This window comes from Ornithinimicrobium carbonis, assembly GCF_977012275.1.
Genome location: NZ_OZ348993.1, coordinates 1,323,002 through 1,339,161, shown reverse-complemented (window position 1 = coordinate 1,339,161; position 16,160 = coordinate 1,323,002). Strand labels below are relative to the sequence as shown.

Here is a 16,160-nt window from a genome sequence, read left to right as displayed (position 1 = left end):
GGTCGGTAGATTGCCGCCCATGCCGCAGATGAACGCCGTCACGATCACCGGCCCCGGCGAGGCCGACGTCCTGGTCCCCGCCCAGGTGGACGTCCCCGTGCCCGGGCGGTACGAGGTTCTCGTGGAGGTCGTCGCCGCCGGGGTCAACCGCGCCGACGTCATGCAGCGCAAGGGCCTCTACCCACCGCCGCCCGGCGCCTCGGAGCTGCCCGGGCTGGAGGTCAGCGGCCGGATCGCCGAGCTCGGCCCCGGCTGTGAGGACGCGGGCTGGAGCGTGGGCGACGAGGTGTGTGCGCTGCTGTCCGGAGGAGGGTATGCCGAGCACGTCGCCGTCCCCGTCGGACAGCTCCTGCCCGTCCCCGCGGTGGTGCCGGTGGCCGACGCCGCGGCGCTGCCCGAGGTGGCCTGCACGGTGTGGAGCAACCTGGTGCTGGAGGCCGCGCTCGGCGAGGGCGAGACCGTGCTGCTGCACGGCGGGTCCAGCGGGATCGGCACGATGGGGATCCAGGTGGCCCGGGCGCTGGGGGCCACGGTGGCGGTGACCGCCTCCACCCAGGAGAAGCTCGACGCGTGCCGGGAGCTGGGGGCGGACGTGCTGGTCAACTACCGGACCCAGGACTTCGTGGAGGAGGTGCGGGCGGCGACCGACGGCCGGGGTGCGGACGTCATCCTCGACGTGGTCGGGGCCAAGTACCTCGAGCGCAACGTGGAGCTGCTGGCCACCGACGGCCGGCTGGTGGTCATCGGGCTGCAGGGCGGACGCCGCGGCGAGCTGGACCTGGGGGCGCTGCTGTCCAAGCGCGCCCGGGTCATCGCGACCTCGCTGCGATCCCGGCCGGTCGAGGGCAAGGCCGAGATCGTCGCCGCGGTGCGCGAGCACGTCTGGCCGATGGTGGCGGACGGTCGGATCCGCACGGTGATCCAGTCGCGCCACCCGCTCGCCGAGGCCGCCAGGGCCCACGAGGAGATGGAGCGTTCCGACCACGTCGGCAAGATCCTGCTGGAGGTCCGGCCCGGTTGACGGTCAGGTCCGGTCGGGGGGACTCGGGCGAACGCAGGTCGCGACACGCCCGGCGCCGTCGACCCCGAGGGTTCACGTGACCTGATGAGGTCGACAGGGCCGGGCGTGGCCCGACCTCGCGGTCACAGCTGCCCGCCCGGGGCGGACCGCGCGCCCGTCATCAGTCGTGCAGCAGGCGGCCCTCGCGCGGCGCCCGGCCGTGGCCGGCCAGCAGCTCCAGGATGCCCCGGGTGTCGCGGTCGGCGTCGTCCAGCTCCTCGGGGGTCAACCACTGCGCCTTGCGGGCCTCGGTCGCCAGCGTCAGCTCGGGGCGGTGGTCCAGCCGCACCCGGAAGACGACGTCGATCCCCTGGTCCACCGCGTCGACGCGGATGAACACCGGGTCGCCGGGGTCGATGTCCACCCCGACCTCCTCGGCCACCTCTCGCCGCACCGCGGCCTCCGGCTCCTCGCCCTTGCCGAGGAGGCCCCCCGGCAGGCTCCACCCCTTCCGGTGCGGCTGCCACAGGAACAACACGTGGCCGTCGTGCTCCAGCACGCAGACCGCCCCGACGGTGTAGCTGGGCGCCCCGACCCGCACCGCCGCCCGCTTCAGGGGTCCGGGCAGGACCCGGAACCCGACCAGCGCCGCGGTCCCGGCCTTGCGGCGGAGCGTCCCCATGTCCATGGATGCAGCCAACCACACGCCCGACCACCCGGCCTGCCGGTCCCGACCAGCCCGACCCCGTCACAGGTCGCGCCCGGCCTCCCGGCCGCCCGGTCCCGACCGGCCGGACCCCCCCGTCACAGGTCGCGCGCGAGCGCCCTCCCGGCGGCCCGGCCGCTGAACAGGCAGCCACCCAGGAACGTGCCCTCCAGCGACCGGTAGCCGTGCACGCCGCCTCCGCCGAAGCCGGCCACCTCGCCCGCGGCGTAGAGACCGGGCACCGGGGTCCCGTCGGCGTCCAGCGCCCGGGAGTCCAGGTCGGTCTGCACGCCGCCGAGGGTCTTGCGGGTGAGCACCCGCAGCCGCAGGGCGACCAGAGGCCCGTGGTCGGGGTCCAGGAAGCGGTGCGGCGCGGCCGTCCGCACCAGCCGGTCCCCGCGCGAGCGGCGGGCCGCCCGCACGAGCGCCGTCTGCAGGTCCTTGCCGTAGTCGTTGTCGAGCTCGCGGTCGTGCGCCTCGAGCAGCGCCCGCAGCCGCCCGCCGTCGACCAGCCCGTCCAGCCCGTCCGCACCGGGACCCGCCGGGTCGCCCTGCCCACCACCTCCGGGACCGCCACCCCCCGCGACCAGCGCGTTCATCGCCGCGGCCAGCTTCTCCGGCGTGTCGGCCTCCACCACGTCGGCACCGTGGTCGACGAACGCCTTCAGCGGCGCCGGCACGTCGGTCGTCACCCGCCCGAGCACCCCGCGCACGGAGCGGCCCGTGAGGTCGGGGTTCTGCTCCGAGCCGGACAGGGCGTACTCCTTGCCCAGGATCGTGCGGGTGGCGACGAACCAGGAGTGGTCGTGCTCCCGCGCACCCTCGGCCGTCCGCAGGTGGGTCAGCGTCCCGAGCGTGTCGAAGCCGGGGAAGAACGGCGCCGGCAGCCGCCGGCCGGACCCGTCCAGCCACAGCGAGCTCGGGCCGGGCAGGATGCGGATGCCGTGGCCCGGCCACACGGGCGCGTGGTTGGCCAGCCCCTCGGTGTAGTGCCACATCCGGTCCCGGTTGACCAGCCGCGCCCCGGCCGCGGCGACCGGGTCGAGCATCGACCCGTCGACGTAGGCCGGCACCCCGGTGACCAGCTCCGTCGGCGGCGTCCCCAGCCGGTCCGGCCAGAACCGGCGCACCAGGTCGGTGTTCGCCCCGATGCCGCCGCTGGTGACCACCACCGCCTGGGCGGTCAGCTCGGCCTGACCCACCACCTCGCGCGTGGACGGCATACCCCGCTCGACCCCGTCCTCGCGCAGCACGTCGCAGCGCACCCCGGTGACCGCCCCGCCGGTGACCACGATATCGGTCACCCGGTGCCGCCCGTGCAGCGTGACCAGCCCGGCGTCGACCGCGGCGCGCACCCGCTGCTCGAACGGCGCGACGATCGCCGGGCCGGTGCCCCAGACGATGTGGAAGCGCGGCACCGAGTTGCCGTGGCCGGTCGCGGTCCCGTCGCCCCGCTCGGCCCAGCCGACGACCGGGAAGAAGCGGATCCCCCGCTCGCGCAGCCAGGACCGCTTCTCCCCGGAGGCCCAGTCGACGTACGCCCGCGCCCACCGCCGGCCCCAGTCGTCCTCACCCGGGGATCCGGAGGTATGCGGTGCCCCGCCGCCTCCTCCAGCGGTGCCCGTGCCCGGGCGGCCCGCGCCGAACCGGTCGAAGCCCGCGGTCCCCGTCCAGTCCTGCCAGGCCAGGTCCCGGGTGTCGGCGATCCCCATCCGCCGCTGCTCGGGGGTGTCGACGAGGAACAGCCCGCCGAAGCTCCACCAGGCCTGCCCGCCGAGATGCCGGGTGGACTCCTGGTCGACCAGGGCGACCCTCCTCCCCGCGGCGACCAGCTCCGCGGTCGCGACCAGGCCGGCCAGCCCGGCCCCGACCACCACGACGTCAGCGTCCATGCGTCCTCCTCGACCCTCCGGCGGGCCCGACGGGCGCGCGGCCCCACGGTATCCAACGCCCCACGACTACGCTGACCCTGCGATGAGCACCCGTGAGCGCATCACCCGTGGGATGGCCGCCGGCCTGTGGCGAGCCCTGGTCGTCATGCTGCTCACGCTCGTGGCCGTGGTCGGCGGGGTGGCCACCACCCAGCTGTGGCCGGTGCACATGGAGACGGGGTACTTCACCGCGGACGTGGCCGTGGAGCCCCGGCTGGACTCCACCATCCAGGTGCCGACGGTGATCGGCGACGTCGTGATGACCTTCGAGGGCCCGTTGCCGGCCCCCGGGCTGACGGCCCAGGTCCAGGTGCGCGACGAGGTGACCGACCTCATCCGTTCCGGCCGGCTGGACGCCACCAGCCTGCAGCCCAGCCAGGAGGAGCTGCGCGAGGCCATCGACACCGGCGTGCGCGAGGTGGCCTGGAAGTTCGCCGCGGGTGCGCTCGTCACCTCCCTGCTCGTCCTGCTGGCCTACGGTGTGTCCCGCCCGCGCCACGCCGGCCACGTCGTCGCGGCGGCGGCGGGCGCGACGGTCCTGGCGCTGGCGCTGCCGGGGGCCTCCGCCTACCTGACCTACCGCACCGGCAAGGTCGCCGAGTTCCGGGCCACGTCCATGCTGTCGCTGGTGCAGACCAACGCCGGGATCCTGGACTCGCTGGCCAGCAAGGCCGACCAGGGTGCCGTCTACGTGACCAACCTGCTGGCCCTGTCCGACGCCCTGCGCGAGGAGTTCACGCCGGAGGGGGTCGAGGCGCCGGTGGCGGCGCGGTTCCTGCTCGTCAGCGACATCCACGGGATGGACCAGTACCCGCTCATGCGGCAGATCGTGGCCACCGAGCGCATCGACGCGGTCGTCGACAGCGGCGACCTGGTCAACTTCGGTCGGGTCCGCGAGGGCGAGCTGACCGGCATCTTCGCCGGGATCGAGTCGCTGGGCGTGCCCTACGTGTTCGTCCGGGGCAACCACGACGCCGTCTCGGCCACCGACGAGGCCCTGCTGCAGCGGCTGGCCCAGATCCCGAACGTCGTCCTGCTGGAGCCGACGGACGGCGAGTACCTGCGCGTCGACGTGCACGGGGTCTCGGTGTCGGGGTTCAACGACGTGCGCTTCTTCAACCAGCGCTCGGACGACTTCGGCGGCGAGCAGCTGGAGGCGGCCGCGCAGTTCCGGGAGGCGACCGACGGCCTGGAGCCCACGGACCTCGTCGTGACCCACCAGCCCTTCGCCGCGCACCGGGTGCGGGCCGGGACGCTGACGGTCAACGGCCACATGCACGCCCCGGCACTGGACGGCCAGCACCTGCAGGTGGGGTCGTTCACCGGGGGCGGGCTGGTCAACCAGTTCCGGCTGCCGCCGCTGACCGAGGAGGCCAGGGAGGCTGCGGAGGAGGACCCGGAGACCGCCGGCGAGCTCGTCAGCCAGCCCTACAGCTTCGACATCCTCACCGTCGGGCAGGACTGCTCGGTCGTGAGCCTGACGCGGTACAGCTACCGCAACCTGGTGTCCGGCAGGCCGCAGTTCGACGACGTCCGCCTGGTCAACGGCCGGACCCTGCAGCCGGACCCGCCACCGGGTCGCACCTGCGGTCCCGAGCTGGGGGTGGTGACCGGGCCGGTGGGTGAGTTCGTCCCGGCGGAGGGGCGCCCCGCGGACGAGGGGGACGGCGAGGTGGACGACGGCGAGGTGGACGATGGGGCGGTCGTCACCGGGGCGGTGGACGACGGGGCGGGTGACGGGCCGGGCGACGGGCCGGGCGACGCGGCCGTCACCGGGGCGATGGACGACGCGGTGGGCGACGCGGCCGTCACCGGGGCGGTGGACGACGCGGTGACCACGGCGCCGTAGCCGTCACCCGTCGGTGCCCTCCCTTCCCAGGGGCCAGCGATGACGCACCTCGTGCCGCGGGGTCCCGTTCGGCCCCTCCCCCAGCCACGAGGCGACCAGGACCAGCTCGGGCACCGTCCAGACCGGGGTGAGGAGGGTGTCCAGAGACTGCAGCAGGTGCCCGGCGGGGTGCCGGCCGCCGACCGAGCGGGCGAGCGTGACGTGGGGCGTGAACCGGGTGCCCTCCAGCCGGGCGCCGGCGTGCGAGAGGACCCGGCGGATGCCGGCCGCCCACCCCGCCAGGGTGTCCGGGTGCTCCTCCTCGACCCCTGCCCACAGCACCCGCGCGGCCCCCGGGTCGGGGAAGGCGCCGGCCCGACGGAGCCGGAGGTTGAGGGGACGCTGGCGGGCGGCATACTCCGCCCCGGCGCCGATCAGCTTCTCCTCGCGCCAGGCGTCGAGGTCGGGCACGAACGCCAGCGTGAGGTGGAGGTGCTCGGCCCGGGTCCAGCGCCACCTGCCCTGCGTCGCGAGCGCGTCCCGGCGGGGCTGCAGGAACTCCTCGACGGCCTCGACGACCGGGGCGGGCGGGACGACGGCGACGAAGACACGCACGGCCCCCATGATGGCTGACGGGGGCGTGTCCGGGAAGTGCCCGCAGGAGTGTGACCGATCGCTGTCCCCATGACGACACCGATCGGTCACGAGTCTTTCTGGTGCCCGACGCTGGGCGGGTGACGAGCAACGTGGGGGCGGTGACCGATGCCCGACGCTGGGCGGGTGACGACCAACGTGGGGGGCGATGACCGATGCCCAGCGGTGGGCGTACGACGACCGACGTGGGAGACGATGACCATCCCGGGGGTGGGCGGCCACGGGGCTCAGCCTTCGGTGGCGGCCTTCTCCAGCTGCTCGGAGACGACGCCGCGGAAGTGCTCGGCCGTCTCGGCACCCTGGACGACGGCGGTGTTGACCAGGAAGGTCGGGGTCGAGCTGAGCCCCAGCGACCGGGCCTCGGCCGTGTCGGCGTCCACGGCGGCGGCGAGCTGGGGGTCGTCGAGGGATTCCGTGAAGGCGTCGACGTCGGGGACGCCGACCTCCTCGGCGATGGCGACCAGGTCGTCCTCGGTGAGCGTGGCCTGGCCGGCGGTCGAGCGCGCGAAGGCCGCCTCCTGGTAGGCCAGCCCGTGCTCGGGCCCCTGCTCCGCGGCGGCCCGGGCGGCGACGGCGACCGCGTGGGACTCATCGCCGAAGATGACGAAGTCACGGAACTCGATGCGCAGCGTCCCGTCGTCCACCAGGTCCTGCAGCTCGGGCAGCGTCTCGAGGGCGAACCGGGCGCAGAAGGGGCAGCGGTAGTCGGCGTACTCGATCATGACGACCGGCGCGTCCACGTCACCGACGGCGAGCGGGTCGTCGGCGTCCCGCCGCTGCAGGCTCATCATCAGCTCGGCGACCTCCGGCGAGGGGCCGGTGGCCGCAGCGTCGTCACCAGCGTCGCCGGTCGCGTCGGCCGACCCGTCCCCGGAGCCGTCCGTCGACCCCTCGGCGGCCCCTCCGGTGTCGGCGGCGTCGGTGCCCTCGCCGTCGTCAGCCTCGGCGTCGTTCCCGGCGGCGTCCTCGGTGGCGTCTTCGCTCGTCGCCGGCGCGCTCACCGAGGGGGCGCTGCCGGCGGCATCACCGTCCCGGCCCCCGTCGCTCAGCGCCAGCCAGGCGATGAAGGCGCTGACCAGGGCGACGACGATGACCGCGACCGCCCAGGCGATGGACGCGGTCCGGCGGTCGTCGGCCGGAGGAGGAGAAGAGGCGGCGCTGCTCACCGGCCCAGCGTCGCACAGCCCGCGCGGGGGGACGGCACCCGGCCGCACCCCTCGCACCCCTCGCACCCCGACCGTGCGCCGCACCACGGCCGCACCCCCGCGCCGGCCGAAACCCCGCGCCTCCCGCACCCCCGCGCCGGCACGGCATACTCCCCCCATGAGGATCGTCGTCGCCCTCGGGGGGAACGCCCTGCTGCGGCGGGGCCAGGTGCCGGACGCCGACGCGCAGGTGGAGAACATCCGGCGGGCGATGAAGGAGCTGGCACCCCTGACCGACGACCACGAGGTCGTCATCACCCACGGCAACGGTCCGCAGGTGGGCGTCCTGGCGATCGAGTCGGCCAACGACGCGCGGCTGACGCAGCCGTACCCCTTCGACGCGCTGGGGGCAATGACGCAGGGGCTGATCGGCTACTGGATCCTGCAGGCGATCGGCAACGAGCGGCCCTACCGCCAGCTCGCTGCCGTGCTGAACCAGACGCTCGTCGACGCGGACGACCCCGCGTTCGAAGACCCGACGAAGTTCGTGGGCGAGGTCTACGACGAGGAGACGGCACGCGTGCTGGCGGAGCGGAACGGCTGGCAGGTGCGCCGCGACGGCGAGCACTGGCGGCGCGTCGTCCCCTCGCCCCGTCCGCGGGAGATCATCGAGACCCAGCTCATCGACCACCTGCTCGACGAGTCGATCATCGTCGTCTGCGCCGGCGGCGGGGGCGTGCCGGTCGTGCGCACCGCGACCGGGGACCTGCGCGGCGTGGAGGCGGTCATCGACAAGGACCTGTCCGCGGCGGTCCTCGCGCACCGGCTCAAGGCGGACCGGCTCCTGGTGCTCACCGACGTGCCGGCCGTCATGGAGGGCTTCGGAACCGCCGAGGCGCGGGAGATCCGGCGGACCACGCCGGAGCGGCTGCGGGCGCTGGACCTCCCCGCGGGGTCGATGGGTCCCAAGGTCGAGGCGGTATGCCGTTTCGTCGAGGTCGGGGGGCAGCAGCATCGGGTCGCCGCGGCGATCGGCAACCTCGAGGAGGCCCGCGAGCTGCTGGACGGTCGGGCGGGGACGTTCGTCACCGCCGAGGGGTAGCGTCCCTCACCGCAGGTCGTCGGCCAGCGGGCCCTCGAACCAGGCGCCGAGCACCGGGGTCCACTCGCGCACGGCCACCTGCTCGACGAGGCCCTGCTGCTGGAACGGGTCCTCGCGCATCAGCTCGACCAGCTCGGCGGCACTGTCGCCGCGGAGCAGGATGAGCGCGGCGTCGGGGGCCTCGTCGACCTCGGCGTAGGGGCCCGAGATCAGCACGACACCCTCCGAGGCGAGGGCGCCGAGGAACTCCCGGTGCGCCGAGCGGTGCTCGTCGCGCGCCTCGGTGTCGTCGGAGTAGGTGTAGTGGACGGCGAAGATGGCCATGGGCCGATCGTAGGCCCGCTGGGCGCTCGCCGCCGCGCCGAGCCCCGTCACGCGGCTCATGGGCAGACCTGCTCAGCCCGCGGCCGCCTCCAGGGCCTGCTCGAGGTCGGCCCACAGGTCCTCGGGGTCCTCGACGCCGACCGACAACCGCAGGAGGGAGTCGGGCACGCTGGTCACCTCGAGCGGGTGGCGTCGTCGGCGCTCGATCTGGGACTCGACCCCGCCGAGGCTCGTGGAGTGGGTCCACAGCCGGGTCGCCGCGGACACCCGCTCCGCCGCCTCGGGGCCGCCGGCGACCTCGATCGAGACCATCGCCCCGAACCCCGGGTAGCGCACCGCCTCCACCGTCGGGTGGTCCAGGAGCCGGCTGACGAGCAGCTCGGCCGTCGCGCTCGCCCGCTCCAGGCGCACGTGCAGCGTCCGGACCCCTCGCAGCACGAGCCAGGCCTCCATCGGGCCGGGGACCGCGCCGTGCAGGGAACGGTGGGTGTGCAGCCGCTCGGCCAGGTCCTCCCGTCGCGGCGAGGTGACCAGGGCCCCGAGGAGGGTGTCGGAGTGCCCGGCGAGGTACTTCGTCGCCGAGTGCACGACCACGTCCGCCCCCCAGCCCAGCGGCTGCTGGGCGACCGGCGTGGCGAAGGTGTTGTCGCAGGCGACGACCGGGCGGGCGTCGCCGTACCGCTGGCCGAGCCCCCGCAGCACCCCGCGCACGTCGGTGAGCTCCATCATCGGGTTGGTCGGGGACTCCAGCATGAGCAGGTCGGCACCCTCGCAGGCGTCGACGATCCCGGCGGTGTCCTCGGCCTGGACCGTCCGGACGGTGAGCGCCCCGGCGCCCGCGCGCTCGGCCAGCTGCGCAGTGGTGCCGCTGTAGGCGTGCCGCGGGGCGACGACGACACCGCCCACCGGGACCAGGGAGACGACGGCCGAGATCGCGGCCAGCCCGGAGGCGAAGGTCAGCGCCCGACCGCCCTCGAGGGAGCCGAGCACCTCCTCCAGCGCCTGCCAGGTCGGGTTGGACACCCTGGCGTAGTCGACGGCGCCGTCGGCGATGAACGTGGAGGTGAAGGTGACCGGCACGTTGACCGGAGCACCGGGGTCGCGCGGCGGGCGACCCAGGGCGACGGCGCGGGTCGCGGAGGCGAGCCGGGCGTGGTCGCCGGACCGGTGGGCGTGGTCGTTGCCGTTGTCGTAGCCGCTGTCGTTGCCGTTGCCGCTGTCGTTGTCGTTGTCGAACGCGTTCATGCGGGATCCTCCTGGGTGGCCTGGCGCTCACGATAGGCCGCCGCGGCCATCCGGTTGCCGCACGCCGTGCTGCAGAAGCGTCGCGAGCGGTTGCGCGAGAGGTCGACGTGCACCGCCTCGCAGCCGTCGGCCTCGCAGGTGCGCAGCCGGCCGAGCTCACCGGCGCGGACCACGTCGACCATCGCCATCGCCGCCTCGACCGCCATCCGGGTCGAGATCGGGGCGTCGTCGGAGACCGCGTGCAGGTGCCACCCCCAGTCGTCGTGGTCGACCAGCTGCGGGAGGGCGCGAGCGTCCGCGAGGAGCGTGTTGACCAGCGGCACGACCGCGTCCTCGTCCAGCTCCCACAGCCGGGCCAGGCGGGGCCGCAGCGCCCGGACGGCCTCCAGCTCCGCGGGCTCACCGGTCAGCGCCCCGGACCAGCCCTGGTCGCGCACGAAGCCCTCGAGCTCGTCCCCGGTCGTCAGGGTGTCGGGCGGACCCATCGTGTTCACCAGCGCGGCCGCGCTCTGCAGGGCGATCTCGGTGTCATGGGTGAAACGCATCTTGACTCCTGACGCAGCCAGTCGTATCGTCATGGTCATCACTTCTTGACACCCATGATGACAGATGAGAGGGGGTCCTCCCCGTGACGATCCACGACCGGCACGCCGCACCCACCGGCCCGGCCACCCCGGCCACCCCGCTGACGGCCGACGCCCCGACGGTGACGCCGACCAGCGCTCCCGCCCCGGGGCGGGCCGCCTCGCCCACCCCTCTTCGCCTGCTCGTCCTCGGCCTGCTCGTCGCCGTCTTCTCGGCCCTGACCTTCGGCAGCTCGGGGGCGGTCGCCAAGAGCCTGCTCGTCCAGGGCTGGTCGCCCGGCGCCGCCGTGACGGCCCGCATCGTCCTGGGCGCGGTGATCCTCGCGGTCCCGGCGGCGCTGTCCATGCGGGGCCACTGGCACCTGCTGCGCCGTCCGGTGACCTGGGCGCACGTGACGACGTTCGGCATCCTGGCGGTCGCCGGTGCCCAGCTCTTCTACTTCCTGGCCGTCGAGCGGCTCTCCGTGGGCGTCGCGCTCATGCTGGAGTACCTCGGCCCCATCCTCGTCGTCGGTTGGCTGTGGCTCGTCCGCGGGCAGCGGCCCCGTCCGCTGACCGTCGTGGGGATCGGCGTGGCGATGCTCGGCCTGCTCCTCGTCCTCGACGTCCTGGGGGACGCCCGGCTCAGCGGGATCGGCGTCATGTGGGGCCTGTTCGCCGCCGTCGGCCTGGCCGCCTTCTTCGTCGTCGGTGCCGACGACGCCACCGGCCTGCCGCCCCTGGCGTTCGCCTGCCTGGGTCTGCTCGTCGGAGCCGCCACGCTTCTGCTCGCCGGGGCGGTCGGGCTGGTCCCGATGCACTGGGACACGGTGGACGTCACCGTCTCCGGGTATGCCGTCACCTGGTGGGTGCCGGTGCTCTGGCTGGGCCTCGTGGCCGCCGCGATCGCCTACCTAACCGGCGTCGTCGCGGCCCGCGCCCTGGGCGCCAAGGTCGCTTCCTTCGTCGGCCTCACCGAAGTGATGTTCGCCGTGCTGTGGGCCTGGGTGCTGCTCGGCGAGCTGCCCGCCGTCGTCCAGCTCCTCGGCGGCCTGTTCATCCTCGCCGGTGTCGTCCTGGTCAAGCTGGACGAGCAGCCCAGTGACCGCGACGGGGAGCACGAGCCCCTCGAGGTGGAGCCGATCCCGGACGTGGACGCTGACCGTTCCGCGGCCGTGGCAGGAGACCGTCCGACCCGGTAGCCGACCCGGTGGCCGACCCGGTAGCCGACCCTGCCCGACGACCTCGTCGCCGGCTCAGACCAGCTCGGTCAGCTGCGGCCGGGCCGCCTCCCGCACCGCGGTGAGGGCGTCCGTCGCCGTCCGCGCGGAGGTGGCGATGCTGGCGAGGTGCTGGCACTCCGGCAGCGAGTGCAGCGACAGCGCCAGCCGGACCAGGGGCACCTTGCTCGGCGCCATCGAGAGGCTGGAGACCCCCATGCCGACGAGCACCAGGGCCAGGAGCGGGTCGCCACCGGCCTCGCCGCACACCCCCATCGGCCTGCCGACGCGTGCGGCTCCCCGGCATGCCGTCCCGATGAGGGAGAGAACCGCCGGCTGCCATGGGTCGAGCAGGTCCGACAGCTCACCCTGCATGCGGTCGGCGGCCATCGTGTACTGCGCGAGGTCGTTGGTACCCAGGCTGCCGAAGTCGCAGTCGGCGAGCACGTGGTCGGCCCGGAGGGCGGCCCCGGGGACCTCGATCATCACGCCTGCCTTGGGCAGACCGTTCTCCCGGACGCGCCGGGCGAACCAGTCGGCCTCCTCGGCGGTGGCGACCATCGGGGCCATGACGCGCACGTCGGCGCCGGTCTCCCGTGCGGCCACCGCGAGCGCCTCCAGCTGGGTGTCGAGCAGGTCGGGCCGCTCGGCCGACAGGCGGAGTCCGCGACGGCCGAGGGCCGGGTTCTCCTCCGGGCCCAAATCCGCGAACGCCAGCGGCTTGTCGGCACCGGCGTCGAGCGTGCGCACCACCACCCGCCGCCCCTCGAAGGGGGCGAACACCTGGCGGTAGATCTCCGTCTGCTCGGCCAGGGTCGGAGCGGTGTCGGCGGAGAGGAAGACGAACTCGGTGCGGAACAGGCCCACGCCCTCAAGATCCTGGGCTCCGGCCTCCACCGCGTCCGCGACCCCGCCGATGTTGGCGAGGAGCGCGACGTGGTGACCGTCGCGGGTGACCCCTGGCCCGGCGCTGCCGGCCAGGGCTGCGGTCAGCCGCTGGCGCCGACGGTGCAGGGCGGCGACGACCTCCTCGCTCGGGTCGACGACGACCTCGCCCGCGTCGCCGTCCACGGCCACCAGCGTGCCGGCCGGGAGCTCGGTGGCCCCGGGCACCTGCACGACCGCGGGGATGCCCATCTGCGCGGCGAGGATCGCGGTGTGGCTGGTGCGACCACCCGCCTCGGTGACGATGGCCACCACCATGGCCCGGTCGAGCGTCGCGGTCTCGGCGGGCGCCAGGTCGTGCGCCACCACGACGGAAGGACCGGTGAGCTCGGGCACGCCCGGGGCGGGCACGCCCAGCACCTGGGCCAGGGCCCGCGACCCGACGTCGCGCAGGTCGGTCACCCGTTCGGCGAAGTATCCCCCGAGCGCCTCGAACTGCGCCGCGAACTCCTCGATGCCCGCGTGGACCGCGGCGGCCTGGCCGACCCCCTTGGCCAGGTGCTTGCCGACCGCCTTGTGCAACGAGCGGTCGCGCGCGATGAGGACGGTGGCCTTGAGGATCTGCTGGGCGGTGTCGTCGGCCCGGGCGGCCCGCTCCTCCAGGTCGGCGGCCACCGCCTCGAAGGCCTGCTTGACCTCCACGAGTGCGGCGTCGGCGTCGGTCGTCGGCGGCTCGTCGGCCGGCGGCCGGACGGGCGGGGCGACCTGCACCACCGGCCCGGACGCCGTGCCCGGGCTGACGCCGATGCCGCGCCGGACGGTTCCCGCGCCTGGTCCGGAGGCCGGCGCGGCGGCGGGTCCGTCGGCGACGTTCGGGTCAGCCATCGTGGATCACTCCGCGTCGAGGTCGGTGGCGAGCAGCTCGACGAGGCCGTCGAGGGCGGCGTCGGCCCCCTCGCCCTCGGCGGTGAGCACGACCTCCTCGCCGTGCTTGGCGCCCAGCGCCATGACGCCGAGGATGCTCGTGGCGTCCACCGGGTCCTCGCCCGGACGGGCGATCTCGACGTCCAGCCCGGTGGCCGACGCCTTCTCGACGAAGAGGGCCGCGGGGCGGGCGTGCAGCCCGACGGAGCTGGCGATGGTGACGGTGCGCTGAGCCATGAGGGTCTCCTTGGTGGGTTCGGTCGATCCTAGGTGCGGGTCGTGCGGGTCGTGCGGTCGTGCGGGTCGTGCGGTCGTGCGGGTGCGGTCGTGCAGGTCGTGCGGTCGTGCCGCGGCCGGCGCTCCGGTCGTGGAGGGGGCGAGCGGTACGGGTCTTAAGGGTGTGCCGTGCCCGCCCGGGCCGCGGAGGCCCGGGCGGGCACGGCCGTGTCTCAGGCGGTGGCGGTCACGCTCTGCACCGCCTCGCGGCTGCGGTCGCGGCTCTTGAGCAGGACGATGAGCGTGGCGGTCACCGCGACGCCGGCGGCGAGGGCGACCAGGAAGCCCAGGAAGTTGCCGATCAGGGGCAGCACCCAGATGCCACCGTGCGGGGCCCGCAGGGTGGACCCGAAGGCCATCGCCAGACCACCGGTGACGGCCGAGCCGACGAGGGAGGACGCCATGATGCGCACGGGGTCGGCCGCGGCGAACGGGATGGCACCCTCGGAGATGAACGAGGCGCCCAGCAGCCAGGCAGCCTTGCCGTTCTCCCGCTCGGGCTCGGTGAACAGGCCCGGACGGACCGCGGTGGCCAGTGCGCAGGCCAGCGGGGCGACCATGCCGGCCGCCATGACCGCGGCCATGATGGTCAGCTGGGGGGCGTCGGTGGCGGCCCCCACCCCGGCCAGGCCCGCCGTGGCGAAGAAGTAGGCCACCTTGTTGACCGGCCCGCCGAGGTCGAAGCCCATCATCGCGCCGAGGATGAGGCCCAGGACGATGGCGCTGCCGCCGGCCAGACCCTCGAGCCAGCTGTCGAGGCCGTTCATCATGGCCGCGATCGGGCGGCCGAGGATGGTGATGAAGATGCCGGCGGTGAGGAGGGTCGACAGGAGCGGGGTGACGACGACCGGCATGACGCCCCGGACGCCCTTGTGCACCTTCCAGCTGGAGATCCAGCGGGCGATGAAGCCGGCGAGGAAGCCGGTGGCGATCCCGCCGAGGAAGCCTGCGTCCATCTGGACCGCGACGGCGCCGGCGACGATGCCCGGCACCAGGCCGGGTCGGTCGGCGATGCCGAACGCGATGAAACCGGACAGGATCGGGACGAGGAAGCCGAACGCCGCCCCGCCGATGACGAAGAGCAGGGCCGCCCAGGACATGAGGCTGAACGGGCTGAAGCTGGTGCCGATGTTGGTGTCGTCGTCGGCGGTGAGGTTGTACTGGGTCACCTCGATCGCGCCCTGCTCGCCGACGGCGAGCTGGGCGAGCATGAAGCCCAGGGCGATGAGGATGCCACCGGCCGCGACGAACGGGATCATGTAGGAGACACCGGTCATCAGCCACTGGCGGATCTTGGTGCCGGTCCCGACCTTGCGCTCCTCGTCGGCGCCGGAGGGCCGGGCGGCGACGGCGGCGGCCGCCTGCTCGGCGCGCGCCGGGTCGCTGCTCCACTCCTGCGACAGGCGCTCGGCCCGGGACACCAGACCCGGACCGTCGGAGATGGCGGCCTTGACGCCGACGTCGACGGTGGGCTTGCCGGCGAACCGGCCCTTGTCCTTGACCTCGAGGTCGTGGGCGAAGATCACGGCGTCGGCCTGGTCGATCTGCGCCTGCGGGATGGGGGTCGAGCCGGCCGACCCCTGGGTCTCCACGGTGATCTCGTGACCGGCGTCCCGCGCCGCACGCTCCAGGGCCTCGGCGGCCATGTAGGTGTGCGCGATCCCGGTGGGGCAGGAGGTGACGGCGACCAGGCGCAGCGGACGGGTGGCCTGCTCGGGCGCGGACGACGGCTCGGTCATCGACGAGGAGGTGGTCGACGAGGTGCTCGACGCGCCAGCCGGAATGGAGGTGGACGCCGCTGCGGCCGCAGGGGTCGTCGCACCGGTGGTGGTGCCGCCCTCGGCGGGCCGGTCGACCGTGGTGGTGCCGCTGTCGGCGGGCTCCGCGGCGGGTGCCGGGTCGAGGGCGACCTCGTCGCCGACGATGCGCACGACCTCCTCGCGGGTGGTGGCCGCCTTGAGGGCGGCCCGGAACTCCTTCTTCATCAGCGCACGGGCCAGCTTGGGCAGCACCTGCATGTGCGCCTCGCCACCGCCCTCGGGCGCGGCGATGAGGAACACGAGGTCGGCGGGGCCGTCCTTGGCACCCCAGTCGATGCCCTCGTCCGCACGGCCGAAGACCAGCGACGGCTCGGTGATCGCGGCGCTGCGCGCGTGCGGGATGCCGATGCCGCCGGGCAGACCGGTGGCCATCGTCTCCTCGCGGCTGCGCACGTCGGCCAGGAACTGCTCCAGGTCGGTGCACCGGCCCGAGCGGACGAGCGTCTCGCCCAGGGTCCGGGTCGCCGCATGGCGATCGGGGGCGACGAGGTCGAGGACGACCTGGTCGGTGGTGATGAGTGACATCGGGAGGTTCTC

General features: G+C 74.4%; 14 protein-coding genes. 4 read left to right on the top strand and 10 right to left on the bottom strand.

From position 1 onward, the window contains the following. Positions 1-28: 28 nt before the first annotated feature. Complete coding sequence (locus tag ACWHYA_RS06020; RefSeq protein WP_425942512.1) at positions 29-1,021, top strand: NAD(P)H-quinone oxidoreductase; 993 nt, start codon at positions 29-31, stop codon at positions 1,019-1,021. A 160-nt stretch (positions 1,022-1,181) separates the two neighbouring features. Here the strand turns inward: ACWHYA_RS06020 and ACWHYA_RS06015 are convergent, their stop codons facing one another. Together ACWHYA_RS06015 and ACWHYA_RS06010 are read right to left on the bottom strand one after the other, a co-directional pair. Then, positions 1,182-1,688, bottom strand: a complete 507-nt coding sequence (locus ACWHYA_RS06015) for an NUDIX domain-containing protein (RefSeq protein ID WP_425942329.1) — start codon at positions 1,686-1,688, stop codon at positions 1,182-1,184. A 116-nt stretch (positions 1,689-1,804) separates the two neighbouring features. Continuing rightward, positions 1,805-3,598 carry an FAD-binding dehydrogenase gene (locus tag ACWHYA_RS06010; protein WP_425942331.1) on the bottom strand — a complete coding sequence of 598 codons (1,794 nt, stop codon included), beginning with the start codon at positions 3,596-3,598 and terminating at the stop codon, positions 1,805-1,807. Between the two features lie 82 nt (positions 3,599-3,680). Here ACWHYA_RS06010 and ACWHYA_RS06005 point away from each other — a divergent pair, with 82 nt between their 5' ends. Further along, positions 3,681-5,486, top strand: a complete 1,806-nt coding sequence (locus ACWHYA_RS06005; RefSeq protein WP_425942333.1) for a metallophosphoesterase family protein — start codon at positions 3,681-3,683, stop codon at positions 5,484-5,486. Positions 5,487-5,489: 3 nt separating this feature from the next. Here the strand turns inward: ACWHYA_RS06005 and thpR are convergent, their stop codons facing one another. Both thpR and ACWHYA_RS05995 read right to left on the bottom strand, forming a co-directional pair. After that, the gene (gene thpR, locus ACWHYA_RS06000) at positions 5,490-6,080 is read right to left on the bottom strand and encodes an RNA 2',3'-cyclic phosphodiesterase (RefSeq protein WP_425942335.1); all 591 of its coding nucleotides are present in this window, start codon (positions 6,078-6,080) and stop codon (positions 5,490-5,492) included. 266 nt (positions 6,081-6,346) lie between these two features. Beyond that, entirely contained in the window at positions 6,347-7,285 is a 939-nt protein-coding gene (locus ACWHYA_RS05995) for a DsbA family protein (protein WP_425942337.1), read from the bottom strand. 157 nt (positions 7,286-7,442) lie between these two features. Between ACWHYA_RS05995 and ACWHYA_RS05990 the strand changes: the two genes are divergently transcribed. Beyond that, positions 7,443-8,366 carry a carbamate kinase gene (locus ACWHYA_RS05990; RefSeq protein ID WP_425942339.1) on the top strand — a complete coding sequence of 308 codons (924 nt, stop codon included), beginning with the start codon at positions 7,443-7,445 and terminating at the stop codon, positions 8,364-8,366. Between the two features lie 6 nt (positions 8,367-8,372). On the opposite strand, the gene ACWHYA_RS05985 is transcribed toward ACWHYA_RS05990, so the two are convergent. Genes ACWHYA_RS05985 through ACWHYA_RS05975 form a run of 3 tightly spaced genes read right to left on the bottom strand, consistent with a single transcriptional unit; the run spans position 8,373 to position 10,480 of the window. Then, the gene (locus ACWHYA_RS05985; RefSeq protein WP_425942341.1) at positions 8,373-8,750 is read right to left on the bottom strand and encodes a YciI family protein; all 378 of its coding nucleotides are present in this window, start codon (positions 8,748-8,750) and stop codon (positions 8,373-8,375) included. Positions 8,751-8,762: 12 nt separating this feature from the next. Further along, the gene (locus ACWHYA_RS05980) at positions 8,763-9,935 is read right to left on the bottom strand and encodes a trans-sulfuration enzyme family protein (protein ID WP_425942343.1); all 1,173 of its coding nucleotides are present in this window, start codon (positions 9,933-9,935) and stop codon (positions 8,763-8,765) included. After that, entirely contained in the window at positions 9,932-10,480 is a 549-nt protein-coding gene (locus ACWHYA_RS05975) for a CGNR zinc finger domain-containing protein (RefSeq protein ID WP_425942345.1), read from the bottom strand. Before ACWHYA_RS05975 ends, ACWHYA_RS05980 begins: the two co-directional genes overlap by 4 nt. 83 nt (positions 10,481-10,563) lie before the next feature. Between ACWHYA_RS05975 and ACWHYA_RS05970 the strand changes: the two genes are divergently transcribed. Further along, the gene (locus tag ACWHYA_RS05970) at positions 10,564-11,700 is read left to right on the top strand and encodes a DMT family transporter (RefSeq protein WP_425942347.1); all 1,137 of its coding nucleotides are present in this window, start codon (positions 10,564-10,566) and stop codon (positions 11,698-11,700) included. A 54-nt stretch (positions 11,701-11,754) separates the two neighbouring features. Here the strand turns inward: ACWHYA_RS05970 and ptsP are convergent, their stop codons facing one another. From ptsP to ACWHYA_RS05955, 3 genes are all read right to left on the bottom strand, one after another. Continuing rightward, the gene (gene ptsP / locus ACWHYA_RS05965; RefSeq protein WP_425942349.1) at positions 11,755-13,488 is read right to left on the bottom strand and encodes a phosphoenolpyruvate--protein phosphotransferase; all 1,734 of its coding nucleotides are present in this window, start codon (positions 13,486-13,488) and stop codon (positions 11,755-11,757) included. Positions 13,489-13,494: 6 nt separating this feature from the next. Next, entirely contained in the window at positions 13,495-13,764 is a 270-nt protein-coding gene (locus ACWHYA_RS05960; protein WP_425942351.1) for an HPr family phosphocarrier protein, read from the bottom strand. Positions 13,765-13,976: 212 nt separating this feature from the next. Next, positions 13,977-16,148 carry a PTS fructose transporter subunit IIABC gene (locus ACWHYA_RS05955; RefSeq protein ID WP_425942353.1) on the bottom strand — a complete coding sequence of 724 codons (2,172 nt, stop codon included), beginning with the start codon at positions 16,146-16,148 and terminating at the stop codon, positions 13,977-13,979. Positions 16,149-16,160 lie beyond the last annotated feature (12 nt).